This is a genomic window from Rathayibacter sp. AY1C1 (assembly GCF_002932105.1).
Classification (GTDB): Bacteria; Actinomycetota; Actinomycetes; order Actinomycetales; family Microbacteriaceae; genus Rathayibacter.
In genome coordinates, this window is sequence record NZ_PSWH01000027.1 from 28,070 (window position 1) to 51,765 (window position 23,696).

Genomic DNA, 23,696 nt, shown 5'->3' on the forward strand with positions numbered 1-23,696 from the left:
TCGACCGGCGGTCGGGGTCGGATCAGATCGCGCGGCCCCGGAGCTCCTCCGCCACGAGGAACGCGAGCTCGAGCGACTGCATGTGGTTGAGGCGCGGGTCGCAGACCGACTCGTATCGGGTGGCGAGCGTCGCCTCGTCGATGTGCTCCGAGCCGCCGAGGCACTCGGTGACGTCGTCGCCCGTGAGCTCGACGTGGATGCCGCCCGGGTGCGTCCCCGCGGCGCGGTGCGCCTCGAAGAAGCCCTTCACCTCGTCGACCACGTCGTCGAAGCGACGGGTCTTGTAGCCGGTCGGCGTCGTCAGCCCGTTGCCGTGCATCGGATCGGTCACCCACAGCGGCAGGGCGTCGCTCCGCTTGACGGCCTCGAGCAGCGGCGGGAGGGCGTCGCGGATCCTCCCGGCACCCATGCGGGTGATGAAGGTGAGGCGACCGGGCTCCCGCTCGGGGTCGAGCTTGTCGATCAGCTCGAGCATCGTCTCGGGCGTGGTCGACGGGCCGAGCTTCACGCCGATCGGGTTGCGCACCCGCGACAGGAAGTCGACGTGCGCGCCGTCGAGCTCGCGGGTGCGCTCGCCGATCCAGATGAAGTGGCTGGAGGTGTTGTACGGCGTGCCGGTCCGCGAGTCGATGCGCGTCATGGGGCGCTCGTAGTCCATCAGCAGGCCCTCGTGGCCGGTGTAGAACTCGGTGCGCTTCATGCCCTCGAAGTCGGCCCCGCACGCCACCATGAACTTGACCGCGCGGTCGATCTCGCGGGCCAGCTGCTCGTAGCGCTGGTTCTGCGGGTTCTCGGTGAAGCCCTTGTTCCAGTAGTGGACGAGGCGCAGGTCGGCGAATCCGCCCTGCGTGAAGGCGCGGATGAGGTTCAGCGTCGAGGCGGCGGTGTGGTAGCCCTGCACGATGCGACGCGGGTCCGCGGCGCGCGACTCCGGGGTGAAGTCGTAGCCGTTGACGATGTCGCCGCGGTAGGCGGGCAGGGTCACGTCGCCGCGGGTCTCGAGGTCGCTCGAGCGCGGCTTCGCGAACTGGCCGGCCATCCGGCCCATCTTGATGACGGGCATGCTCGCGCCGTAGGTCAGGACGACGGCCATCTGCAGCACGGTCTTGACGCGGTTGCGGATCTGCTCGGCGGTCGCTCCGGCGAAGGTCTCGGCGCAGTCGCCGCCCTGCAGGAGGAACGCCTCGCCGCGGGCCGCGGCTCCGAGACGCTCGCGCAGCTGGTCCACCTCGCCGGCGAACACCAGCGGAGGGAGCGCGGCCACCTCGGCGGACGCCGCTCGCACGGCCTCCGCATCGGGCCACTGCGGCTGCTGCTTGATCTCGAGCTCGCGCCAATAGTCCAGGCCGGCGACCACGGAGGGGGCGGCGAGGACGTACGGTTCGTTCGGATCGATGACCACGAGGGTGTTCCCGGTTCTGACGGGCGCCAGCGGCGCGCGGAGGGCCGCCGTCCGGACGGACGGCAGCGGTTGACGAGCTTATCGCCTGGCAGGGCGCTCGGCCGGGAGGGGGCCCCGGCGTCGAGCGGGCGCTCAGCGGGTGAGGGCCGCGCGCTTCTCCTTGACCGAGGTCGCGTAGACGTCGAGGTACTCCTGGCCGCTCAGGGCGAGGAGCTCGTACATGATCTCGTCGGTGATCGAGCGGAGGATGAACCGGTCGCCCTCCATGCCCTCGAAGCGGCTGAAGTCGAGCGGCTCCCCGAAGACGATGCCGATGCGGCCCAGCTTCGGCAGGCGCTTGCCGATGGGCATGATGCGCGCGGTGTCGATCATGGCGACCGGGATGACGGGCACGCGGGCCTCGAGGACCATGCGTGCGACACCGGTGCGGCCGCGGTACATGCGGCCGTCGGGGCTGCGCGTGCCCTCGGGATAGATGCCCAGGGCGTGGCCGCCCGCGAGGACGCGGAGGCCCGTGTTGAGCGAGGCCTCCGACGCCTTGCCACCGGAGCGGTCGATGGGCAGCATCCCCGTGGCGGTGAAGAACGTCCGCGTCGCCCAGCCCTTGAGGCCCTTGCCGGTGAAGTAGTCGCTCTTGGCGAGGAAGACCATGTTCCGCTCGATCACCAGCGGGAGGATCACGGAGTCGATGAAGGAGAGGTGGTTGCTCGCGAGGATCACGCCGCCGTTCTGCGGCACCTTGTCGGCGCCGACCACCCACGGCCGGAAGATCGTCTTCAGGAGCGGGCCCGCGACGATGTGCTTCATGAACCAGTAGAACATCGGGCTCCTCGGCGGTGCGGCGGATCGGGTGCGGCGGGTGCCGCTAGAGGGAGCTCGCGTGCAGGCGCGCCAGGTCGGCGGCCCCCACGACTCCGGCGTCATTGACGAGCTCCGCGATGCGGAACTCGGGCTCGGGGTGGTAGCCCCGGGCGGGGAGGTTGTCGAGGTAGGCCTGGCGGATGGGGTCCAGCAGGAGGTCCCCCGCCTGCGCCACTCCGCCGCCGATGACGAACATCTGCGGGTCGAGGACGGCGCTCAGGCTGGCCGCCGCCTCGCCCAGCCAGTGGCCGAGCTGTCGCAGCGCCGCGAGGGCGCCGAGGTCGCCAGCGGTGATCAGCTCGGAGATGAGGTGGCCGTTCAGCTCGCCGCCGTTGCGGGCGCGGGCGTCGGCGATGCCCTGGCCGATCCCGCCCGCGTCGGCCAGCTCGCCGGCGAAGCGCTGGAGCGCGCGGCCCGAGCCGTACTGCTCGATGCAGCCGCGTGCGCCGCAGCCGCAGGGCAGGCCTCCGGGGACGACGCGCATGTGCCCGATCTCGGCCGCGGCGCCGAAGCCGCCGCGCAGGAGCCGGTCGTTGATGACGATCGCGCCACCCACTCCGGTGCCGATGGTGAGCATCAGCATGTCGCTGACGAGGCGGCCCGAGCCGTAGCGGAACTCGGCCCAGCCGGCGGCGTTCGCATCGTTCTCGATGATGATCGGCAGGTCGATGCGGGCCGAGAGCTTCTCGCGGAAGGGCTCGTTGCGCCAGTTGATGTTCGGGGCGTAGTAGACGATCGACTGCGAGGCGTCGATGAAGCCGGCGGCGGCGACTCCGACCGCGGAGACGTCTCCCGGGAGCAGGCCGGAGCGCAGATGCTCGACCATCTCGACCACGACGTCGACGATCAGCTCGGGGTGCCCGGCAGGAGTGGGCCGACGGTCCTCGCGGAGGATCCCCCCGAACTCGTCGACCAGGGCTCCGGCGATCTTCGTGCCGCCGATGTCGATCCCGATCGCGTGCACGCGAACCGCCTTCCCGTCGCCACCGGCGCGGCAGCGTCGGCGGGCCGCCCTGAGCGGCGGCCAGGACGAGTGTAGTGACCGCGAGCGCTCCGATGCGGCTCAGCGGCGAGACCCGGCGACGCGTGTCGGCCCTCCTCGCGGAGCCACCCCTGGATCGTTACCCTGAACGGATCCACAGCTTGCGCCGCGCCGGTAGGGTGGAGACGACGTTCATTCAGGTACCGAAGGAGTTGCCGTGGACCAGTTCGATTCCCCCCTGGTGGTTCCGGCCGATCCCCAGGCCAACACGACCGCCCTCCTGCTGGACCGCGTCCGCGAGACACCCGATCGCCCGCTCTTCGCGCTGCCCGACGGCGACGGCTGGCGCGAAATGACGGCGCAGGAGTTCCTCGACCAGGTCACGGCCCTCGCGAAGGGCTTCGTCGCCGCCGGCCTCGAGCCGGGCGAGAAGGTCGGGCTGATCTGCAAGACGCGCTACGAGTGGACGCTGATCGACTTCGCCGTCTGGTTCGCCGGCGGGATCCTCGTCCCGGTGTACGAGACCTCCTCCCCCGCGCAGGTGCAGTGGAACCTCGCCGACTCCGGCGCGCACGCCGTGATCGTCGAGACCCCCGAGCACTTCGCCCGCTTCGACGAGATCCGCGCCGACCTTCCCGAGGTCCGCCTCGCCTGGCAGATCGGGCTGGGCGATCTGGACAAGCTCGTCGCGCGCGGCGGCGACGTGCCGGACGCCGAGATCGAGCGCCGCCGCTCGCTGGCGACCGGCACCGACATCGCGACCATCATCTACACCTCCGGCTCCACCGGCCGCCCCAAGGGCTGCATCATCCGGCACTCGAACTTCGTCGAGCTCAGCCGCAACTCGGCGGTCGCGCTGACGGAGCTGATCCACCAGCCCGGCGCGTCGACGCTGCTGTTCATCACCACCGCGCACGTGTTCGCCCGCTTCATCGCGATCCTCTGCGTGCACGGCGGGGTGAAGGTGGGGCACCAGGCCGACACCAGGCAGCTGCTCCCCTCGCTCGCGTCCTTCAAGCCGACGTTCCTCCTGGCCGTGCCGCGCGTGTTCGAGAAGGTCTACAACTCCGCGGAGCAGAAGGCCGAGGCCGGAGGGAAGGGGAAGATCTTCCGCCGCGCGGCCGACGTCGCCGTCGCCCACTCGATGGCGCTCGAGGCGGGCTCGGTGCCGCTCGCGCTGAAGCTGCAGTTCCTCCTCTTCGACCGGCTCGTGTACTCGAAGCTGCGCACCGCCATGGGCGGGAACGTCCGCTTCGCCGTGTCCGGCTCGGCGCCGCTGGGAGACCGGCTCGGGCACTTCTTCCACAGCCTCGGCATCAAGATCCTCGAGGGCTACGGCCTCACGGAGACGACGGCGCCCGCCACGGTCAACCGCACCGAGCGGTTCAAGATCGGCTCGGTGGGCCCGGCGATGCCCGGGGTCTCGATCCGGATCGCGGGCGACGGCGAGATCCAGGTGCGCGGCATCGACGTCTTCGGCGGCTACTGGAACAACGAGGCGGCGACGGCCGAGTCGTTCGACGGCGAGTGGTTCCGCACGGGCGACCTCGGAACCCTGGACGAGGACGGGTACCTGCGCGTCACCGGGCGGAAGAAGGAGATCATCGTCACCGCCGGCGGCAAGAACGTCGCTCCGGCGGCGCTGGAGGATCCGATCCGCGCGAACCCGCTGGTCGGCCAGGTCGTCGTCGTCGGCGATCAGCGCCCGTTCATCGCCGCTCTGGTCACGCTCGACTCCGAGATGCTGCCGACGTGGCTCGCCAACAACGGGCAGGACAAGGGCCTCTCACTCGAGGACGCGGCCGTGAACCCGGTCGTTCTGGCCGAGGTGCAGCGGGCCGTCGATGCGGCGAACGAGCGCGTGTCCCGTGCAGAGTCGATCCGGAAGTTCGTGATCCTCCCGAGGGAGTTCACGGAGGCGAGCGGTCACCTGACTCCGAAGATGAGCATCAAGCGCAACGTCATCCTCGCCGACTTCGCCGACACCATCGCCGCCGTCTACTCCGCCGCCCCCGCCACCGAGGGCATCTCCCTCCGCTGACCCCGCGCTCTCCCGCCGTTACCACCAGGCCGTCCCGATCGCAGCCGCCTCCGGGACAGCGCGCCCAGCTCTATCCCGTCGGCGGAACGCCCGACGCTCTCCTCGACGCGCCCCTGTCGCGGTGCCGACCGCGCCGGGCCGGGCAGGGACCGGCTCCCCCTCAACACAGCCGTATCCGGGAAAGCGCGTCCCAGCGCTTTCCCGTCGGCGGAACGCACGACGCTCCACAGAACGCGCCCACCTCGAAAAGCCGACCGCGCGGAGCCGGGCAGGGACCGGCCCACCCTCGACACAGCCGTATCCGGAAAAGCGCGTCCCAGCGCTTTCCCGTCGGCGGAACGCACGACGCTCCACCGAACGCGCCCACCCCGAAAAGCCGACCGCGCGGAGCCGGACAAGGACCGGCCCCCCCTCGACACAGCCGTATCCGGGAAAGCGCGTCCCAGCGCTTTCCCGTCGGCGGAACGCACGACGCTCCATAGAACGCGCCCACCCCGAAAAGCCGACCGCGCGGAGCCGGACAAGGACCGGCCCCCCCCTCGACACAGCCGTATCCGGAAAAGCGCGTCCCAGCGCTTTCCCGTCGGCGGAACGCACGACGCTCCATGGAACGCGCCCACCTCGAGCGGCCGACTGCGTGGAGCCGGGCAAGGACCGGCTCCCCACCAACACAGCCGTATCCGGGAAAGCGCGTCCCAGCGCTTTCCCGTCGGCGAAACGCACGACGCTCCACGGAACGCCCCCACCTCGCTGAGCCGACCGCGCCGGGCCGGGCAGGGACCGCCCCCCCCTCGACACAGCCGTATCCGGGAAAGCGCGTCCCAGCGCTTCCCCGTCGGCGGAACGCACGACGCTCCACCGAACGCGCCCACCTCGAAAAGCCGACCGCGCCGAGCCGGGCAAGGACCGGCTCGGAATCCAACTCAGAACCAGTCGGATTCCCGGACGGCCTTCATGGCGGCGCGGCGGTCGTCCTGGGAGAGGCGGTCGAGGTAGAGGCGTCCGTCGAGGTGGTCGCATTCGTGCTGGAGGGCCTGGGCCATGAGGCCGTCGCCTTCGAGGACGATCTCGTTGCCGTCGAGGTCGGTGCCGCGGACCTTCGCGTGCGGGTAGCGGATCGCGGGGTACCAGAGGTTCGGGACGGAGAGGCAGCCCTCGTCGACCGGTCGCGGGTCTCCGCTGAGCTCGATGATCTCGGGGTTGAGGATGTACCCGATGACGCCGTCGACGTTGTAGCTGAAGGCGCGGAGGTTGACGCCGATCTGGGGGGCTGCGACGCCGGCGCGTCCGGGCGGTCGGACGCTGTCGACGAGGTCCTCGACGAGGCCGCGGACGCCGGCGTCGACCGTCTCGATGGTCGTGGACGGGGTCTTCAGCACCGGGTCCCCGAAGATGCGGATCTGGCGTACGGTCATGTGGTGCGCTCCCTCAGGGCCTCCTCCGCGCTCAGGAGGGCGTTCTCGACGACTTCGCTCGCTGCGGGGTGCGGCCAGTACTGGCTGCGAGCGAGTCCGCGGATGCCGGTGCCGGCGCTGGCGGCCTGGACGAGCGGCTGAATGAGGATACTGGCCTGCGGCCCGATGATGTGCGCGCCGAGGAGGGCGCCGTCGAGTCCGACGACCAGGAGGCAGGCGCTGGAGTCGTCCTCGAGCGCCCAGCCGAAGGCGGTGGAGCCGTACTCCTGGGTGACGGTGACGACGTCCAGGCCCTGGTCTCGCGCTTCGGCCGCGGTGAGCCCGAAGTGGGCGATCTGCGGGTGGGCGAAGATCGCGCCGGGCACCGGCGAGAGGGTGTCGGAGAGCAGCTCGCCCGGGTGCAGGAGGTTGTGCGCCACGAGGCGCGCCTCGTGGTTGGCGACGTGCTTGAGCTGCCAGCGGGACGACACGTCGCCGAGGGCGAAGAGGCCGGGCACGGGGTGTCCGCCGGAGAGGACGCGCTGCTCGGGGTCGACGCTGATCCGGCCGTCCTCGTGCAGATCGATCCCGACGGAGGCGGCGGCGACCGTGTCGCTGTTGGGGTCGCGGCCGAGGGCGACGAGGAGCAGGTCGGTCTCGACCGTCGTGCCGTCGCTGAGGGCGACGCGGAGCCCGTCAGGTCGGGCGTCGACGCTCTCCGCGCTCACTCCGGTGAGCACCGTGTACCGCTCGGCGGCGATCCCGGTGAACCGGCGCGAGACGTCCTCGTCGAGGGTGCGGAGGAGGCGGTCGCCGCGGACGGCGACGGTCACGGCTGTGCCGAAGGAGGAGAAGACGTGGGCGAACTCGACGGCCACCGCGCCGCCGCCGAGGATCAGCATCCGCTCGGGGAGCTCGTCGAGCCGCATGACGGAGGAGGAGTCCTGGATGCGGGGGTCTGGCTCGTACGCGGCCAGGAGCGGCCTGGGCCGCGAGCCGGCGGCCACGACCACCTGCGGCGCACTGATGCGGGCACCGCTGGCGCTGACGAGGACGTGCGGGCGGTCGCCGTCTCCGAGCGACTCGAAGCCGAAGCTCTCGCGGAGGACGGTCACGTTCGGGGAGCGCTGATCGCGGTACTCGAACCCGCCCTCGCTGATCGCGTCGATCCGGCCGAAGACCCGGTCGCGCACCTCGGCCCACTCGGGGCGGCGCAGGCGCGAGTGGACGCCGATCGGGCCGCCCTGGTCGACGTCGGTGATCACGTCGGCGACGTGGACGAACATCTTGGTCGGGATGCAGCCGGCGTTGAGGCAGGTGCCGCCGAACCACTCCCCGTCGTCGAGGATCGCGACCCGCAGGCCGTCGAACTCCGGACCGACGATCGAGTTGCCGGAGCCGGCCCCGATGACGATCAGGTCGAAGGAGTCGGTGGTCGCGTCGGGTCCGTCGGTGCGGTCCTGGAACGCGGCGGACACCGCCTCGGAGCCCCGGGGCTCAGACACGTCGGACCGGCATGCCCTCGACCACGAGCGCGGCGAGCAGGCGTGCGGCGTCCTTCGTGCCCTCGCGCAGCTGCTCCCACTTCACCACGGATCCGGCGGCGAGCACCGGGTCGTAGGGGATGCGGACGATGTCGCGGACGCGGGAGCGGAAGTGCGACTCGATCTCCTCCAGCTTCACCAGGCTCGTGCCCTGCGTCGCCGTGTTGAGCGCGACGACCGCGTTGCGCACCAGGGCGCCATAGCCGTTCGCGTCCAGCCAGGTGAGGGTCTCGGAGGCCAGGCGGGCCTCGTCGACGCTGCCGCCCGAGACGATCACCACCGTGTCGGCGCGCTGCAGCGTGGGCCGCATCACCGAGTGCACGATGCCCGTGCCGCAGTCGGTGAGCATGATCGAGTAGAAGCGCTCGACCAGGTCGGCGACCACGTTGTAGTCGTCCTCGTCGAAGGCCTCGGAGAGCTGCGGGTCGGTGTCGGAGGCGAGGACGTCGAGGCGGGTCTCGTCGCGGGAGACCATCGTCGAGAACTCGGTGAATCCGGTCACGCCGGCCGCGCGGTTCACGACATCGCGGACGGTCGCCCGCGTCTGCTTGGGGACGCGCTCGGCCAGGGTGCCGCGGTCGGGGTTCGCGTCGACCGCGATGATGCGGTCCTCGCGCGCATCGGCGAGGGCCATGCCCAGGAGCGTCGTGACCGTCGTCTTGCCGACGCCGCCCTTGCGGGTCATGACCGGGACGAAGCGGGTGCCGCCCTCGAACTGCCGGCCGATCCGCTCGTCCATCGCCTTCCACGCCTTCACCTTCGCGGAGTCGCCGAGGTTGACCGTGTGGAAGGTCAGGCCGTAGAGGAAGCGGTGCCAGCCGCCCGTGGGAGCGGGACGGGTCTTGCGGTTGACCTCCAGGAGCCTGTCCGGGGTGAGCATCGACGCCGACTCGGGGACGGCGGCGCTCGGCGCGGACGGAGCGGGAGCGGCGCTCGAGGACTCGGCGCGGAGGCGGTCGCGGCGCGTGGGGACGGCGGCGGGCTCCCCCGCGGACTCGGACGCCGCGGGCTTCTCGGCGGACTCCGCTCGGGCGGGGATCCCCGCCGAGACCGGTCCGTTCGCGCCGGACGGGTGAGCGGGAGCCGGTGAGGGGGTCGGAGCAGGACTCGGCTCCGGGGGCGCGAGAGCGTGCGAGCGCGAGGGCGGCAGGCCGAGGCGGCCGACGTCGATCGCGTCCTCGTCCTCGACCGGAGCGGGGGCGGTGGAGCGGCGTCGCGGGCCGGGCGGAGTGATCCGCACGCCGTCGGGCAGGAGGGTCGGAGCGGTGTCGCTCGCTCGCGGGGAGTACTGACCCGATTCCCGAGCCGCGTCCATGGCGGTCCGCGGCGTGGGACCGGTGCCGGTGTCGGGCTGTTCGTCATTGCGCTCATCCATGCGAACGAGCCTCCTTCCGCTCAGGACGAGTGTACCGGCGGGCCCGGATCGCGCCGGGCGGCTTGGTCGGAGCGCGCTCCGACTGCTAGTGCTGCCCGCTTCCGGAGGCGGCGCGGACGGCGCGTGCAGCGAACGGTTAGGTTCTGCCGCCCGGAGGAACGTAAAGTAGTCAGCCATGCATGTACTCAGCGTGAGCTCCCTCAAGGGCGGCGTCGGCAAGACCACGGTGACGCTCGGCCTTGCATCCGCGGCGTTCTCGAAGGGCCTGCGAACGCTGGTCGTCGACCTCGATCCCCAGTCCGACGTGTCGACCGGAATGGACATCAACGTCGCCGGCCACCTCAACATCGCCGACGTCCTGACGTCGCCGAAGGAGAAGATCGTCCGCTCGGCGATCGCCCCCTCCGGCTGGACCAAGGAGCACCACGGCACGATCGACGTGCTGATCGGCAGCCCCTCCGCGATCAACTTCGACGGGCCGCACCCCAGCATCCGCGACATCTGGAAGCTCGAGGAGGCCCTCGCGAGCGTCGAGGCCGACTACGACCTCGTGCTGATCGACTGCGCCCCCTCGCTCAACGCCCTGACCCGCACGGCGTGGGCCGCGAGCGACCGCGTCGCCGTCGTCACGGAGCCGGGCCTGTTCTCGGTGGCCGCCGCCGACCGGGCGCTCCGGGCGATCGAGGAGATCCGCCGCGGACTCAGCCCGCGCCTCCAGCCGCTGGGCATCATCGTCAACCGCGCCCGCGTCCAGTCGCTGGAGCACCAGTTCCGGATCAAGGAGCTGCGCGACATGTTCGGACCGCTCGTGCTCAGCCCGCAGCTCCCGGAGCGCACCTCCCTCCAGCAGGCGCAGGGCGCGGCGAAGCCCGTGCACGTCTGGCCCGGGGAGAGCGCTCAGGAGATGGCGCACAACTTCGACCTGCTGCTCGACCGCGTGATCCGCACCGGTCGCATCGGCGAGCAGGTCCCCGCCGCGACCTAGGGCCGGCGGGTCCGCCGAACTCCTCCGGCTCGAGGTCTCGGGACGCGGGCGATGCTCGGTGCCCGAGGAGTGCCAGGGACGGCGCCGGCGGACGCTCGGCGTCGGAGTTCAGCGCGGGCTCTCGATGCGCGGGCGGAGCCCATCGTCGGATCCGCAGGGCGGGACACGGACGGAGCCCGTCATCGGACCCGCATGCTAGCGGGCGTGATCGGCGGGGAGCTCGCGTCCGGCGGACGGATCACGCGGGCGGGGCCCGCCATTCGACCAGCTCGGTGAGACTCGGGTGCCGCCCGTTGCCCGCTCAGCACGGCTGCAGGCAGGTCCGCTCCTGATCAGCTGAGCGCGCGGAGGAGACCCCGGAGTCCCCGGGGCCGCGGCCGACCCGCGAGGGGTGGGCGGTCAGCCGACGCGGCGGGAGGCGCGGCGCTGGGCGAGCTCGTCGCCCGGGTCGACCGACTGATGGTCGAGCTCGACGAGGCTCGACTCGACTTCGCGGAGGACCTTGCCGACGGCGATGCCGAAGACGCCCTGGCCGCGGCTGAGCAGGTCGATGACCTCGTCGTTCGAGGTGCAGAGGTAGACGCTCGCGCCGTCGCTCATCAGGGTCGTCTGCGCGAGGTCGTCGACCCCGGACTCGCGGAGCTGGTTGACCGCCGTGCGGATCTGCTGGAGCGAGATCCCGGTGTCGAGCAGGCGCTTGACCAGCTTCAGCACGAGGATGTCGCGGAAGCCGTAGAGGCGCTGCGTTCCGGAGCCGGACGCGCCGCGCACGGTGGGCTCGACGAGCTCGGTCCGCGCCCAGTAGTCGAGCTGCCGGTAGGTGATCCCCGCGGCGCGCGCCGCGACGGCCCCGCGGTAGCCCGCGTCGGCGTCGAGCTCGGGCAGTCCGTCGGTGAACAGGACGAGGTCGCGCTGGCCGCTGACGTCGCGGCTGACTTCTCTCATCCCTGTGCCTCTCGGATCCGGACGCCGGATCCTCCGAACGCGCTCCCTACCGTACCGACCGGCGCAGGCCGAGTAAACGACATCGGCCTCGGCGCCGCGGCGTGTCGCACGGGCCGCCCGACGGCCGGCGGCGCGGCCCTCACGAGCGGGCGATCCGCGAGAGGGCGCTGCGCACCATCGCCCCGCGGATCGTGCCCAGCTGGGTCGCGAGCCCCACCGCGTTCTCGGCAGCGCCGGCGGAGCCGGACGCCTCTCCGCGGCGGGCGCTGGAGGCGACGACGCTCTCGATGAGCGACATCTCGCGCTCGACGGCGACGCGGAGCGGTCGGAGATGGCGGGGCTCGATACCGGATCGGCCGAGGTCGACGAGCGCCTTGAGCGTCGTCACGGCCTCGTCCCCGAACACGTCGCCGCCCCGCACGAGCCCGGCGGCGATGGCCTCCTGGACGAGAGCGGGCGTGGCACCGGACTCGGCCGCGAGGCCCTCGCGGGTCAACCGCGTGGCGGGGCCGAGGAGCGAGGCGCTCGGACCCCCGACACCGGCCGGCAGGGCGGGCTCGCGTCCGGCGTCGATGTCGTCGAGGTATCCGCGGATGACCTTGAGGGGGAGGTAGTGGTCGCGCTGCAGAGCGAGGATCATCCGGAGCCGCTCGACGTCGGAGCCCGAGAACTTGCGGTAGCCGGAGTCGGTGCGGGCCGGCGAGACGAGCCCCTGCTCCTCGAGGAAGCGCAGCTTGGACGGGGTGACGTCCGGGAACTCACTGGTCAGCCTGGCCAGCACCTGCCCGATGCTCAGCAGAGCGGCGGAGCCGGTGGGGAGGGCGCGCGCGGAGGAGCGGCCCACGGCTCACGCGTCCGGAGCGGCGACGAGGTCGGCGCGGGACGCGTAGAAGGTGAGTCGGAACTTGCCGACCTGCACCTCGGAGCCGTCGGTGAGGATCGCGGACTCGATCCGGACCCCGTCGAAGTAGGTGCCGTTCAGGGAGCCGAGGTCGTGGACCTCGAACGCCGTGCCGCGGCGGACGAACTCGGCGTGCCGGCGCGAGACCGTGACGTCGTCGAGGAAGATGCCCGCGTCGGGGTGACGGCCGACCGTCGTGGAGTCGGTGTCGAGGAGGAAGCGGGCGCCGGTGTTCGGTCCGCGGCGCACGACCAGCAGCGCGGATCCCGAGGGCAGAGCCCCGACGGCCTCGGCCTCCTCGCGGGACGCGCGGTTGTCGAGAGCGGCGAGCTGGGCACCGATGTCGTCGGTGAACGTCAGAGTCGTCTCCGTCGACGGCTCACCGGGAACGGAATTGTGCTGGGCGGATGATGCTCCACCGACGGGCTCGACCAAGACGTACCTCCTATCAGGTCAGCGTATCCGAATCGTGACCCTCGTCGGACCCCTGAGCACCTGTGCGGACCCCCAGGACGAGGTCCCGCGTCTGGACGGCGTAGACGATCCCGGCCCACCAGTAGAGGAATGCGCCCCACAGCGCGAAGGCCCAGGCGATGGGGAGCGAGGCGGGCGCGAGGGCCGGGAACGCCTGCCCCAGCATGATCAGCGGGAGCGCGTAGAAGAGGCAGAAGGTCGCGAATTTCCCCAGGTGGTGCACGGGAAGCGGTCCGTAGCCGTTGTTCGCCAGGACGACCGCCAGGACCACGAGCATCAGGTCGCGGGCGAGCAGCACGGCGACCAGCCACCAGGGCACCAGTCCGCGGGCCGCGAGGCCCAGGACGGTGGCGAAGATGTAGAGCCGGTCGGCGGCCGGATCGAGGACGCGTCCGAGGCGCGTCATCTGGTCGAAGCGGCGCGCGATCCAGCCGTCGAGGTAGTCGGTGAGGCTCGAGACCACGAGGGTCAGGAGCGCGAGCGCGTCCTCACCGAGGACCACGAGCACGAGGAACACCGGCACCAGGGCGAGGCGCACCATGCTGAGGACGTTCGGGACCGTCCAGATCCGGTCCTCACCGGTGCGCGCCATGCGCCCAGCCTAGGCGGGGCGCACGGCGGCGTGGTCAGCGCTTGTCGCGCCAGACCCGCTCGAACGGCAGGCGCCAGGCGTGCGGCGCGATCAGCTGGTGGATGGCGTTCGGCCCCCAGGAGCCGGGCGCGTAGAGACGGACGGGCGGCGGATCCTGCAGGAGGGGCGCGGAGACCTCCCAGAGCCGCTCGATGCCCTCCGCGGTGGTGAACAGCGTGTGGTCTCCGCGCATCGCGTCGAGGATCAGGCGCTCGTAGGCCTCGAGCGCGTCGCCCGCGCGGTCGGTCTCCTGGAGCGCGAACTGCATGCTCAGCTTGTCGAGCCGCATGCCGGGACCGGGGCGCTTCCCGTAGAACGAGAGCGAGACCTTCGAGGCGTCCGCCAGGTCGAAGGTGAGGTGGTCCGGGCCGTGGGCACCGACTCCGGAGCCCTGCGGGAACATGCTCTTCGGGGGCTCGCGGAACGCGATCGAGATGATGCGCTGACCCTCGGCCATCCGCTTGCCGGTGCGGAGGTAGAACGGCACTCCCGCCCAGCGCCAGTTGTCGATCTCGCACTTCAGCGCGACGAAGGTGTCGGTCTCGGAGTCGGCGGCGACGCCCGGCTCGTCGCGGTAGCCGATGTACTGGCCGCGCACCACGTTCTCGGGGTTCAGCGGACGCATCGAGCGGAAGACCTTGTTCTTCTCCTCGCTGATGGCCTGGGGCTCCAGCGCGGTCGGCGGCTCCATCGCCATGAACGCCAGCACCTGGAAGAGGTGGGTGACGACCATGTCCTTGTACGCGCCGGTGGACTCGTAGAACTCGGCGCGACGGTCGAGCGTGAGGCGCTCGGGGATGTCGATCTGGACGTGATCGATGAAGTTGCGGTTCCAGATGGGCTCGAAGAGGCCGTTGGCGAAGCGGAAGGCGAGGATGTTCTGCGCCGGCTCCTTGCCGAGGAAGTGGTCGATCCGGAAGATCTGCTCCTCGCTGAAGGTCTCGTGGAGCTCCGCGTTGAGGACGACCGCGCTCTCGAGGTCGACGCCGAACGGCTTCTCCATGATGATCCGCGAGCGCTCGACCAGCCCGGCCTCGGCGAGCATCCGCACGACGGAGAGAGCTGCCCTGGGCGGGACGCTGAGGTAGTGCAGCCGGCTCACGTCCGGGCCGAGGACCGCCTCGGCGTCGGTCACGGCGGCGGCCAGCGCGGCCGGACCGGCGGACTGCGGGACGTAGCGGAGCTTGGACGCGAACTCGTCCCACTGCGCCGGCGTCAGGGAGCGGCTCCCGAACTCGTCGTAGGCCAGCTTCGCGAAGGCGCGGAACGAGGCGTCGTCGTGCTCCTCGAGCGAGGTGCCGACGATCTGCAGGTCCGGTGCGAGGGAGGAGAGCGCGAGGTGGGCCATCCCCGGGATGAGCTTGCGCCGGGCCAGGTCGCCGACGGCGCCGAACAGCACGACGACATGGGGTGCCGCCTGCTCGGTCTGGACGGCGGGAGCGGGGGGTGCGGTTGTCACGGTCACCCCTCGATCATTCCAGTTCGGATCGTGACGCAGGCGTCATGTGCTCGATACGCACCGCCGCTAAGGTCTCTCCCGTGCATCCGTTCTCCGACGCGTCCGCCGCGACCGCAGCACCCGCCTCCGCCACCGCCCCCTCCTCCGCCGACGGGACGACCGCGCCTCCGCTCGACGAGAGGATCCGCGCCGACGTCCACCTGCTGGGCGAGCTGCTCGGCCAGGTGCTCCGCGAGTCGGGCGAGCCCTCCCTCTACGAGGACGTGGAGCGCCTGCGCGCGCTCACGATCAGCGCCTACGACAGCGGCGACGCCGCCGGGACCGCGGAGGCGGAGGAGTTCGTCGCCTCGCTCACGCTCGAGCGCGCCGAGGAGGTCGCCCGGGCGTTCACCTGCTACTTCCACCTCGTCAACGTGGCGGAGGAGTTCCACCGCGTCCGCGTGCTGCGCCGGCGCGAGGCCGACGCCGGCGCGCAGTCGCCCGAGGACTCGATCCTCGCCTCGATGCGCCGGCTGACCGGGGAGCTCGGGGAGGACGAGGCGTTCGCGCGCCTGTCCCGACTGGAGTTCCGCCCGGTCCTCACGGCGCACCCGACCGAGGCGCGCCGCCGCGCAGTGGCCTCGACCATCCGCCGCATCAGCGACCTGCTCGAGCAGCGCGACGACCCGCGCATGGGCGGCGTCGTGCTGGTGGAGATCCGCCGCAAGCTGCTGGCCGAGGTCGACACGCTGTGGCGCACCGCTCCGCTGCGCGAGTCCAAGCCCACTCCCCTCGACGAGGTGCGCACCGCGATGAGCGTCTTCGACGAGTCGCTGTTCTCGGTGCTCCCCCGCGTCTACCGCCGCCTCGACGACGCTCTGCTCGGCGAGGGCTCGGGCACCCGGGCTCCGGTCGCACCGGCCTTCGTCCGCCTGGGCACCTGGATCGGCGGCGACCGCGACGGCAATCCCTTCGTCACCGCCGAGACGACCCTCGCTGCGGTGGACATCGCCTCCGAGCACGTCCTCATGGGCCTCGAGCGGGTCGCCCGCCGCGTGGGCCGCGCGCTGACCCTCGACGCGTCGACCACTCCCCCGTCGGCCGCCGTCGAGGCGCTCTGGGCCTCCTGCGTCGAGCGGGCTCCCGAGCTCGCCGCCGACATCGCCGAGCGCTCGCCCAACGAGGCGCACCGCCGCGTCCTGCTCTTCGCGGCCGAGCGCCTGGCCGCGACCCGGTCCGAGGGGCCGCTGGCCTACTCCGCCGCCGCCGAGCTGCTGGCCGAGCTGCGCACCCTCCAGGAGTCCCTGGTCGAGGCCGAGGACGTCCGCGCCGCCTACGGCGACCTCCAGGACTTCGTCTGGCAGCTCGAGACCTTCGGCTTCCACCTCGCCGAGATCGAGGTGCGCCAGCACTCGAAGGTGCACCGCGAGACGATCGCCGCGATCCGCGCCGGCGAGGAGCTCGACGAGCGCGGCCTCGAGGTCCTGTCGGTGTTCCGGGCGATCGCGAAGGTCCAGGAGCGCTTCGGCACCGACGCGGCGAGGCGGTACATCGTCTCCTTCACGCAGTCGGCCGACGACCTGCGGACGGTCTTCGAACTGGCCGAGGCGGCGACCGACGGCAAGCCGCCGATCATCGACGCGGTCCCGCTCTTCGAGACCTTCGCCGACCTCGACGCCTCGACCGACATCCTCGCCGAGATGATCCGCCTCCCCCAGGTGCAGGCGCGCCTCGCGGCCACCGGCGACCGGCTCGAGGTGATGCTCGGCTACTCCGACTCGTCGAAGGACGTCGGACCGGTCTCGGCGACGCTCGCGCTCTACGACGCGCAGGCGCGCATCGCGCAGTGGGCGGCCGACGAGGGCATCGTGCTCACGCTGTTCCACGGGCGCGGCGGAGCGCTCGGCCGCGGCGGCGGGCCGGCCAACCGGGCCGTCCTCGCGCAGCCGCCCGGATCGGTGGACGGCCGCTTCAAGCTGACGGAGCAGGGCGAGGTCATCTTCGCCCGCTACGGCAACCCGGACATCGCCACCCGGCACATCGAGCAGGTGGCGGGAGCGACGCTGCTCGCCTCCTCCCCCGCGGTGGGCGAGCGCAACGCGGGCGCCGCGGAGCGCTTCGCCGAGGTGGCGGCGACGATGGACCGCGAGTCGCGCCGCCGCTTCTTCGAGCTCGTGAAGGCCGACGGCTTCGCGCCGTGGTTCGCCCGGGTCACCCCCCAGGAGGAGGTGGGCCTGCTCGCCCTCGGCTCGCGTCCGGCCCGCCGCGGCCTCTCCGTCGAGTCGCTCGAGGACCTGCGAGCGATCCCGTGGGTCTTCGCCTGGACCCAGGCCCGCGTCAACCTGACCGGCTGGTTCGGGCTGGGCAGCGCGCTCGAGGCCGTCGGCGACCTCGACCTGCTCCGCGAGGCCTACGCCTCCTGGCCGCTGTTCACGACGATGGTCGACAACGTGGAGATGTCGCTCGCGAAGACCGACGAGGGCATCGCCCGCCGCTACCTCGCCCTCGACTCCCGCGACGACCTCGCCGGACTCGTGCTCGACGAGATGGCGCTCACCCGCCGGTGGGTGCTCTCGATCACCGGCGAGGAGAGCCTGCTCACGGGCCACCGCGTGCTCGGCCGTGCCGTGCGCCTGCGCACCCCGTACGTGAACGCGCTCTCGCTCCTGCAGCTGCGCGCACTGAAGGCGCTCCGCACCGACCCGGGCGGATCCGGGACGGAGCAGAACCAGCGGCTGCTCCTGCTCGCGGTCAACGGAGTCGCGGCGGGTCTGCAGAACACCGGCTGATCCCGGCTCGGAACGACGGAACCCCCGGCGGCCTCACGGCTGCCGGGGGTTCTCGTGCGTCTGCGGGCGCCTCCCGCCTGCGGAGCGGGTCGAGGCGCCGGGCGGATCAGGCCTGCGGGGCGGCGCCGGCCTCCTGAGCGGCCTTCGCCTCCTCGTACTGGCGGCGCACCTCGACCATGTCGAGGCCGCGGACCTGCTCGATCAGGTTGTCGAGCGCGGGGGCGGGCAGGGCGCCGGGCTGAGCCATCAGCGGGATGCCGTCGCGGTACACCACGAGGGTGGGGATGGAGGAGATGCCGTAGCTCGCGGCGAGCTGCTGCTGGTCCTCCGTGTCGACCTTCGCGAAGGTGATGTCGGCGTTCTTCTCGCTCGTGGCCTCGAAGACCGGAGCGAACTGCTTGCACGGGCCGCACCAGTCGGCCCAGAAGTCGATGAGGACGATGCCGTCGGCGATCGTCTGGTCGTGGGAGTCGAGGGTCATCGCAGTCGTAGCCATGGGGGATGCAACCGGGTGCCCCCGCGGCCTATTCCCGGGCGGGATCGAGGAGGTCGAGCAGCGACCTCGGACCGACCACGGCGGCCCCGAGCGCCTCGACGCGGGCGGCCAGTCCACGGTCGGCCGTCACGACGACCGCGGTCTCGAGCGCGCCGACCAGCTCGACGATCGCGTCGTCGCCCGAGCCGTCGGCCGCGTGGACCGTCAGCCGCTCCGTGAGAGCGCCCGCCTCCGGACGGGCGGCGCGCGCCACTCCCTCGAGCACCACGGCGATGCGCGGCCAGACCGTGTCGGCGTCGATCCCCAGGAGACGGCCGGGGACGCCGGCCTCCGCGAGGCGGGCCAGGGAGGCGAGGAGGCGCTCCGCGGCGCCGGCGCGGTCGCTCCACCAGCCGTCGGGGCGTGAGCCGACCACGTTGGCGGCGTCCACGACGAGCACCGGGATCGAGGAGCCGAGCGCGCGCAGACCCGGCCAGGCCGCTCCGAAGCCCGGGTGCAGCGGCAGGGAGTCGACCTCGTCGGGGGCGACCCAGCGCAGCTCGGTGCTCTCGGCGTCGCTGATGCGAGGAGTGAAGTGCTCGCGGGACTCGGCCAGGACGGTGGAGTAGCTCCACGGTCCGATCACGACGACGCTGGAGAGCACGGGCCGGATCAGGTCGGCGGGGACGCCCGCCTCCTCCTCCGACTCCCGGAGGGCCGCCTCGAAGGCCGTCTCCTCGGGGTGACGGGCGCCGCCGGGCAGCCCCCAGGTGTCCCCGAAGTGGCTCCAGCTGACGCGGTGCTGGAGCAGGACGCGTCCCGACGGATCGCGCAGGAGGAGGCCGGCGGCGCCGAAGCGCCCCCAGAAGCGGCGTCCGTCGCCGATCTCGACCCAGCCGTCGCCGAGCGACGCGTCGAAGGGGTGGCGCGGGAGCACGGCGTCCGCGCCGGGGTCCTCGCTGGTCATGCCCTCCAGCCTCCCACACCGCGCCCGCCGCGCCCGACCCCGACGGGCTGGCAGAATCGTACGATGCGCCGCTCGAGACCCCTCCGCCTCGCGACGCTCGCCTGGCTCGCGCTGATCGCCCTGATCACGCTGACGCCCGCGCCCTACCCGGCCGGGGAGCCCAACGCGCTGATCCGCGGGATCATCGCCTTCCTCGCTTCCACGCCGCTCACCGGCTGGTTCGACTTCGACGTGGCGGAGTTCACCGCGAACGTGCTGCTCTTCGTGCCGCTCGGTGCGCTGATCGCCGCGCAGCTGCCGGCGGTTCGCCGCCTGTGGGCCGCCGTCATCGGGCTCGCCGTGTCGGCGGCCGTCGAGACAGCGCAGCTGCTGTGGCTGCCGACCCGCGTCTCCGACGTGCAGGACCTCGTCTCGAACGGCAGCGGCTCCCTGATCGGCGCCCTGCTGACGATCGCGCTGCTCCGCTTCTCCCCCCGCCGCCGCTCCCGGAAGGACCGCACCGCCCATGCCCGCTGAGACCCTCGTCGTCCTCGACCGACCCTCCCTCGACGCCGAGGCGCACTCGCCGGGAGGACCCGCGCACCGCATCGATCCGAGCGGGCGCGGCGATCTGGACGTCACCGACCTCGGCTTCACCCGCGGCGACGGCGTGTTCGAGACGATCAACCTGGTCGACGGACGGCTGCAGGCGCTCGACGCGCACCTGGACCGCTTCGAGCGCTCGGCCCGGATGCTCGACCTGCCCCGGCCGGACCGGCCCGCCTGGCTCGAGGCGATCGGAGCGGCGGTGGCCGCGCACCCGCCCGTCGCCGAGGCGATGGTGAAGACGATCCTGACCCGCGGCGTCGAGGGCGGCGGGCGGCCCACCGGCGTCGTCTTCGTCCAGACCAGCCCGGACTTCGGCCCGGCCCGCCGCGACGGCGTGCGCGTAGTGCTGCTGGACCGCGGGCTGCGCTCGGACGTGCAGTCGACGTCCCCCTGGCTGCTCGCCGGCGCGAAGACGCTCTCGTACGCGGTGAACCGTGCGGCCGTGCGGGAGGCTGCCCGGCGCGGTGCCGACGACGCCCTGTTCGTGTCGAGCGACGGCTACCTGCTCGAGGGGCCGACCTCGAACCTCGTGCTGCTGACGGGCGGGGAGCTCGTGACTCCTCCGCCGAGCCTCGGGCTGCTGCCCGGCACCACGCAGGCCGACCTGTTCGCGCTCGCGCCGGGCCTCGGACTCGGGACGGCGGTGCGTCCGCTGCGCTCGGGCGATCTGGAGGCGGCGGACGCGGCGTGGCTGGTCTCGAGCGCGCGCAACGCCGCTCCCGTCCGCGCCGTCGACGGGACCGACCGCCGCGTCGACGCCGACCTCTCGGCCCGGATCAACGCCGCGCTGCTCGCCCGCTGAGACTCCGATCCTCCCCGTGGGACGCCCCGCGCCGAGCGCGGACGGCGTCCCGGAGGAGAGAGGGCTCAGGAGAGGCCGTCGACGTCCGCGGGGCCGCGGCTGATCAGTCCGCCGCGGACGTGCTCGACGGTGGGGTCGAGCTGCACCGGATCGCGCTCGTCCGCCGCCTCGTCGTTGATCACGGCCGAGACGATGCCGCGCCAGTCGGTGCCCTCGGCCACGGCGTCCTCGGAGCCGACGCGGCGCGTGACGAACACGGCCTCCGACTCCTCGCCCGCGTGCGAGATGACGGCGAGGACGCCGACGGTGCGACCGCCCGGGTGCTCGATCCGCCACTCCTCGTGCCCGGACGGGACGAGCGAGAACTCCAGGCCCGCGTGCGGGAAGCCGGTGGGGCGCAGCTCGGACGGGGATCCGCTCTGCGGAGGCGCGCCGCGGGTGGGGACCCCGGTGCCCTCGCCGCTCGTCGTGCTCATGCCGACGTCGCCGCGGGTTCCGCCGGCTCCGGAGCTGTCGTTCGCCGCGACCATGCGGTCGTCGCCGCTCCGCAGCGCGTCGTCCGCTCCGGTGTAGATGCTGTCGTCTCGGTTCATGGGAACCTCCTTGTCGGCGGCCAGTGTAGGACCGCGGGGTGGGTGGCGAGCGGGCGCCGTTCGTAGACTGGGGGGATGCAGATCCCGGTGACCGGTGCCGTGCGGGTGGACGCGTGGCTCTGGGCGGTGCGCATCTACAAGACGCGCTCCGCCGCGACGACCGCGGCCCGGGCCGGCCACATCCGCGTCAACGGCGAGCGGGCCAAGGCGGCGCAGACCGTGCGGGTGGGCGATGAGGTCCGCGCCCGGATCGGCGGCTTCGACCGGGAGCTGATCGTCCGCGGACTCGTGGTCAAGCGGGTCGGTGCGCCGGTGGCCGCCGAGTGCATGGAGGACCGGACGCCCCCGCCGCCACCCCGGGAGTCCGCGCCGGGCGTGATCGTCCGTGACCGCGGAGCGGGCCGCCCGACCAAGCGCGACCGGCGCGACATCGAGCGCCTCCGCGGATTCTGACCGCGCGACCCGCCGGCGGCCTCAGGGGGCGAGTGCGCGCAGGCGCTCCAGGAGCCCCTCCGCCGCCTCGTCGAGGAACCGCTGCTGCAGCTCGTCGCCGACCTGGACGAGGGCGATGTCGGTGAAGCCCGCCTCGATGTAGGGCACGAAGCTCTGGGCGAGCTCGTCGAGATCGGGGCCGCAGGCGATCTGCTCGGCGACGTCCTCAAGGCGCACGAACTGGCTCGCTCCGGCGAAGCCGGCGGGGGTCGGCAGATCGGAGTTGACCGCCCAGCCGCCGGCGAACCAGCGGAACTGCTCGTGGGCCAGCGCCACTCCCTGCTCCTTGTCCGGCGCCCAGCAGATCGGGATCTGGCCGATCGTGCGCGAGGGGGCGGCGTCCGCACCGCGGACCGCGGTCCACTGCGAGATCAGCTCGGCGTCGGGCTCGGTCGTGATGAGGTGGTCGCCGATCGGCGCGAAGCGGGCGATCGACTTCTCCCCCGAGACCGCCAGGCCGATCTCGACCGGCGTGTCCGGCAGGTCCCAGATGCGGGCGGAGTCGACGCGGAAGTACTCGCCCTCCCAGGTCACCAGCTCGCCGGTGTGCAGCTCGCGGATGAGGTGGACGGCCTCCTCGAGCATGTCCTGGCGCACGGCGACCGAGGGCCAGCCCTCGCCGACGACGTGCTCGTTGAGGTTCTCGCCCGAGCCGAGGCCGAGCGTGAAGCGGTCGTCGGAGAGGATCGCGAGCGTCGCGGCCTTCTGAGCCACCACGGCCGGGTGGTAGCGGATGGTCGGCGCGGTGACGTAGGTCGTGAGGTCGATGGTCGACGTGGCCTGCGCGACCGCTCCGAGCAGCGTCCAGGCGTAGGAGGCGTGCCCCTGCTCGGTCAGCCACGGCGAGTAGTGGTCGCTCGAGACCGCGAACTCGAAGCCGAGCCTCTCGGCGTCGACCGCGTAGCCCACCAGCTGCTTGGGTCCGCTCTGCTCGGTCATCAGGGTGTATCCGAATCGCACCATGGTCCGTCCTCGTTCCGCTCGTCGTGGGATGCCCGGGGGCACGTCCCATGGTGGGCGGGGCGCCGGATGCGCGCTAACCCCTTGCCCCGGTCGCGAGCGGCGGCTAGCGCGGCGTCAGACGAAGCGGATGCGGTTCTGCACGCGGGTGCGGACCTCGAACGACTCGCCGTACCCGCCGAGCCGCGGGTCGTCCGTGCCGGAGCGCAGCAGCTGCGGCAGCAGCGAGCGGCGGATGACGACGGCGCCCTGGTGCCTGCCGCGCTCGACCTGCTCGAACGGCTGCTCCAGCGCGTCGTCCGGCACGACCACGACGCTCGTCGAGAAGCGGACGCCCAGCTCGCGGCCGAGACGGCGCGCGGCCTTCGCGAGCGAGGCGATCGGCTTCTCGTCCTCGGCGATCCCGGGGCCCTCGAGCTCGCCCTTCCTCAGACGGACCGGGTCGCCCCAGTCGGCGGAGGTCAGCGCGAGCAGGCCGGCCGGCCCGAGCACGAGGTGGTCGATCTTGAGCCCGCCGTCGCCGACCGCGACGTCGTTCCAGATCGTGTAGGCGATGCCGAGCGCGCCGACGAGCGCGGCCGTCGCCTCCTCGGCCTGAGCCTTCGCGAGCCAGGAGCGGACCTCGCGAGGAGCGGAGCGGACGATCGCCGGGTCGAAGGGGTCCTCGGTCTCGACGCCGCGGCCGAGCCACTCGCGCACCAGGCGCAGGTAGTACTCGCGCGCCGCGCCTCCCGGGTGACCGTAGGAGCGGGCGCGCACGGCCGAGGCGGTCTGCGGGCGCGGTGAGCCGGTGTACGGCGACTGCGGGGAGGACCTCCCGGGGGCGGGAGCGCCTCGGTCGTAGTCGCCGCGGGCGGAGGCGCTGCCGATCCGCTCCCAGGCGAGCTGCACCGCGTGGAACGACGCGGCGTCGCCTCCCGTGTCCGGATGGGTCTCGCGGAGGCGGAGCCGGTACGCCCGGCGGAGCTCGTCGTCGGACGCGGTGGCGGCGACGCCCAGCACCTCGTAGGGGGTGCGGGCGGCGTGGCTGTCGGGCATGTGCTTCCGGGACTGTCTC

The 23,696-nt window shown here is 72.4% G+C and carries 22 protein-coding genes; 6 read left to right on the forward strand and 16 right to left on the reverse strand.

Annotated elements, in window-relative coordinates; genetic code table 11:
• Positions 1–22: 22 nt before the first annotated feature.
• The 3 genes from C5C71_RS12720 to C5C71_RS12730 all read right to left on the reverse strand — a co-directional run bounded on the left by C5C71_RS12720 (position 23) and on the right by C5C71_RS12730 (position 3,227).
• On the reverse strand, positions 23–1,357 hold the full coding sequence (locus C5C71_RS12720) for a class II 3-deoxy-7-phosphoheptulonate synthase (RefSeq protein WP_104222617.1): 1,335 nt from the start codon (positions 1,355–1,357) through the stop codon (positions 23–25).
• A 177-nt stretch (positions 1,358–1,534) separates the two neighbouring features.
• On the reverse strand, positions 1,535–2,224 hold the full coding sequence (locus C5C71_RS12725; protein ID WP_104222581.1) for a 1-acyl-sn-glycerol-3-phosphate acyltransferase: 690 nt from the start codon (positions 2,222–2,224) through the stop codon (positions 1,535–1,537).
• A gap of 43 nt (positions 2,225–2,267) precedes the next feature.
• Positions 2,268–3,227 (reverse strand): ROK family glucokinase, encoded by a 960-nt coding sequence (locus C5C71_RS12730; RefSeq protein WP_104222580.1) that lies wholly within the window; start codon positions 3,225–3,227, stop codon positions 2,268–2,270.
• Positions 3,228–3,462: 235 nt separating this feature from the next.
• Between C5C71_RS12730 and C5C71_RS12735 the strand changes: the two genes are divergently transcribed.
• Positions 3,463–5,286, forward strand: coding sequence for a long-chain fatty acid--CoA ligase (locus C5C71_RS12735; protein ID WP_104337819.1), 1,824 nt, complete (start codon positions 3,463–3,465; stop codon positions 5,284–5,286).
• Positions 5,287–6,209: 923 nt separating this feature from the next.
• Here the strand turns inward: C5C71_RS12735 and def are convergent.
• Genes def through C5C71_RS12750 form a run of 3 tightly spaced genes read right to left on the reverse strand, consistent with a single transcriptional unit; the run spans position 6,210 to position 9,599 of the window.
• Positions 6,210–6,701 carry a peptide deformylase gene (def, locus tag C5C71_RS12740; RefSeq protein WP_104337820.1) on the reverse strand — a complete coding sequence of 164 codons (492 nt, stop codon included), beginning with the start codon at positions 6,699–6,701 and terminating at the stop codon, positions 6,210–6,212.
• The gene (locus C5C71_RS12745) at positions 6,698–8,185 is read right to left on the reverse strand and encodes a mycothione reductase (RefSeq protein ID WP_258068723.1); all 1,488 of its coding nucleotides are present in this window, start codon (positions 8,183–8,185) and stop codon (positions 6,698–6,700) included. Before C5C71_RS12745 ends, def begins: the two co-directional genes overlap by 4 nt.
• Positions 8,178–9,599 (reverse strand): MinD/ParA family protein, encoded by a 1,422-nt coding sequence (locus tag C5C71_RS12750; protein WP_258063289.1) that lies wholly within the window; start codon positions 9,597–9,599, stop codon positions 8,178–8,180. Before C5C71_RS12750 ends, C5C71_RS12745 begins: the two co-directional genes overlap by 8 nt.
• A 175-nt stretch (positions 9,600–9,774) precedes the next feature.
• On the opposite strand from C5C71_RS12750, the gene C5C71_RS12755 reads away from it, so the two are divergent.
• Positions 9,775–10,584: a ParA family protein gene (locus C5C71_RS12755; protein ID WP_104222576.1), complete on the forward strand. Its 810-nt coding sequence runs from the start codon at positions 9,775–9,777 to the stop codon at positions 10,582–10,584.
• 399 nt (positions 10,585–10,983) lie between these two features.
• On the opposite strand, the gene C5C71_RS12760 is transcribed toward C5C71_RS12755, so the two are convergent.
• The 5 genes from C5C71_RS12760 to zwf all read right to left on the reverse strand — a co-directional run bounded on the left by C5C71_RS12760 (position 10,984) and on the right by zwf (position 14,994).
• Positions 10,984–11,529: a MerR family transcriptional regulator gene (locus C5C71_RS12760; protein ID WP_104222575.1), complete on the reverse strand. Its 546-nt coding sequence runs from the start codon at positions 11,527–11,529 to the stop codon at positions 10,984–10,986.
• A 139-nt stretch (positions 11,530–11,668) separates the two neighbouring features.
• Entirely contained in the window at positions 11,669–12,373 is a 705-nt protein-coding gene (locus C5C71_RS12765; protein ID WP_104222574.1) for a MerR family transcriptional regulator, read from the reverse strand.
• Between the two features lie 3 nt (positions 12,374–12,376).
• Entirely contained in the window at positions 12,377–12,865 is a 489-nt protein-coding gene (locus tag C5C71_RS12770; RefSeq protein ID WP_104222573.1) for an FHA domain-containing protein, read from the reverse strand.
• Positions 12,866–12,878: 13 nt separating this feature from the next.
• Positions 12,879–13,496, reverse strand: coding sequence for a CDP-alcohol phosphatidyltransferase family protein (locus tag C5C71_RS12775; RefSeq protein ID WP_104222572.1), 618 nt, complete (start codon positions 13,494–13,496; stop codon positions 12,879–12,881).
• A gap of 34 nt (positions 13,497–13,530) precedes the next feature.
• Positions 13,531–14,994, reverse strand: a complete 1,464-nt coding sequence (gene zwf, locus C5C71_RS12780; protein ID WP_104225448.1) for a glucose-6-phosphate dehydrogenase — start codon at positions 14,992–14,994, stop codon at positions 13,531–13,533.
• Between the two features lie 44 nt (positions 14,995–15,038).
• On the opposite strand from zwf, the gene C5C71_RS12785 reads away from it, so the two are divergent.
• Positions 15,039–17,762, forward strand: a complete 2,724-nt coding sequence (locus C5C71_RS12785) for a phosphoenolpyruvate carboxylase (RefSeq protein WP_104337822.1) — start codon at positions 15,039–15,041, stop codon at positions 17,760–17,762.
• Positions 17,763–17,868: 106 nt separating this feature from the next.
• Here the strand turns inward: C5C71_RS12785 and trxA are convergent, their stop codons facing one another.
• Both trxA and C5C71_RS12795 read right to left on the reverse strand, forming a co-directional pair.
• Positions 17,869–18,258 carry a thioredoxin gene (gene trxA, locus C5C71_RS12790; RefSeq protein ID WP_104225382.1) on the reverse strand — a complete coding sequence of 130 codons (390 nt, stop codon included), beginning with the start codon at positions 18,256–18,258 and terminating at the stop codon, positions 17,869–17,871.
• Between the two features lie 28 nt (positions 18,259–18,286).
• Positions 18,287–19,204: an NUDIX domain-containing protein gene (locus C5C71_RS12795; protein ID WP_104337823.1), complete on the reverse strand. Its 918-nt coding sequence runs from the start codon at positions 19,202–19,204 to the stop codon at positions 18,287–18,289.
• A gap of 63 nt (positions 19,205–19,267) precedes the next feature.
• On the opposite strand from C5C71_RS12795, the gene C5C71_RS12800 reads away from it, so the two are divergent.
• Together C5C71_RS12800 and C5C71_RS12805 are read left to right on the forward strand one after the other, a co-directional pair.
• Positions 19,268–19,720 (forward strand): VanZ family protein, encoded by a 453-nt coding sequence (locus tag C5C71_RS12800; protein WP_104337824.1) that lies wholly within the window; start codon positions 19,268–19,270, stop codon positions 19,718–19,720.
• Positions 19,710–20,594, forward strand: coding sequence for an aminotransferase class IV (locus C5C71_RS12805; protein WP_104225385.1), 885 nt, complete (start codon positions 19,710–19,712; stop codon positions 20,592–20,594). The genes C5C71_RS12800 and C5C71_RS12805 overlap by 11 nt, the downstream gene beginning before the upstream one ends.
• A gap of 65 nt (positions 20,595–20,659) precedes the next feature.
• On the opposite strand, the gene C5C71_RS12810 is transcribed toward C5C71_RS12805, so the two are convergent.
• Positions 20,660–21,187, reverse strand: coding sequence for a hypothetical protein (locus C5C71_RS12810; protein ID WP_104225386.1), 528 nt, complete (start codon positions 21,185–21,187; stop codon positions 20,660–20,662).
• 75 nt (positions 21,188–21,262) lie between these two features.
• On the opposite strand from C5C71_RS12810, the gene C5C71_RS12815 reads away from it, so the two are divergent.
• Positions 21,263–21,640, forward strand: coding sequence for an RNA-binding S4 domain-containing protein (locus C5C71_RS12815; RefSeq protein ID WP_181027140.1), 378 nt, complete (start codon positions 21,263–21,265; stop codon positions 21,638–21,640).
• A 21-nt stretch (positions 21,641–21,661) separates the two neighbouring features.
• Here the strand turns inward: C5C71_RS12815 and C5C71_RS12820 are convergent, their stop codons facing one another.
• A complete protein-coding gene (locus tag C5C71_RS12820) occupies positions 21,662–22,642 on the reverse strand; it encodes a TIGR03557 family F420-dependent LLM class oxidoreductase (RefSeq protein WP_104337825.1) in 981 nt (326 codons plus the stop codon).
• Positions 22,643–22,756: 114 nt separating this feature from the next.
• Positions 22,757–23,696, reverse strand: a 940-nt coding sequence (locus C5C71_RS12825; protein ID WP_258068724.1) for a DnaJ domain-containing protein, incomplete at its 5' end; no start/stop codon positions are given.